This window comes from Bartonella sp. AP57NXGY, assembly GCF_042195805.1.
In the GTDB taxonomy this organism is placed as follows: domain Bacteria; phylum Pseudomonadota; class Alphaproteobacteria; order Rhizobiales; family Rhizobiaceae; genus Bartonella.
Map to the genome: position 1 here is coordinate 1 of NZ_JBHIOZ010000478.1, position 769 is coordinate 769.

Consider the following 769-nt stretch of genomic DNA (forward strand, 5'->3'; position numbering starts at 1 on the left):
GCCTTGGCTAAAGCCATAAAAAAAACGGCTAAAGCCGCTGTAAACATAAGAGAATATTTCTTTAGCCAAAAAATCATAAGCGTTGCTCCCCAAACCGCTTGGCGACAATCACTATGCCCGTTACAGCCGCTAAAACCATGATACCTGCTAAAGCCCATTGCACCGGACCATTGCCAACCAACAAGCCTCCAAACCCCGAACAAGACCCTATAATCGGGGCAAGTGCTTCTATCTTTAAAAGACCGCTTGCTGTTTTCGTTTCTACCCTTTGATAATTCGAAGAAACATAAGCCCCTTTTACCCATAATCCCGCTTCTGCTGCTCGACGGTTGGCTAAACCCGCAAGAGGCTTCCCACCGACCTTATTCCATTTCTGTAATTCTAAGGGTACGGCTTCATAATCCCCTTGATTAAGCTTCTTCAACAAGGTTGACTTGCGAAAAGCAGCTGTTCCTACATTATAGCAAAATGAGACCAATGCCGCGAATTGGCAATCCGTTAACGAAACCGTCACCGATTCCTCTACCGTCTTCTCAAATTGCTTTAAGTCTTCACAAAGGATTTCTTCTGCTTGCTTTTGGCTAATACACATGCCTTTTTTGACAAGGGGGTGACCCGCATTGCTGGTGTGACCATAACCAATCGTCCAGACACATGCCGTGTCTCTATATGCCTCTAAACGCAAACCTTCCCATTGTTTGATAAGCTCTAATCCTTCTTTCGATATCTTTCTCATCTGACGCTCCATAAAAAAAGCCCCACAAAAGTG

Annotated in this window: 1 protein-coding gene; it reads right to left on the reverse strand. The window is 44.7% G+C overall.

Going from position 1 to position 769, the window contains the following annotated elements; all coding sequences use genetic code 11:
• Positions 1-73 precede the first annotated feature (73 nt).
• Complete coding sequence (locus tag ACFIL8_RS11580; RefSeq protein WP_375643601.1) at positions 74-736, reverse strand: lysozyme; 663 nt, start codon at positions 734-736, stop codon at positions 74-76.
• Positions 737-769: the final 33 nt, after the last annotated feature.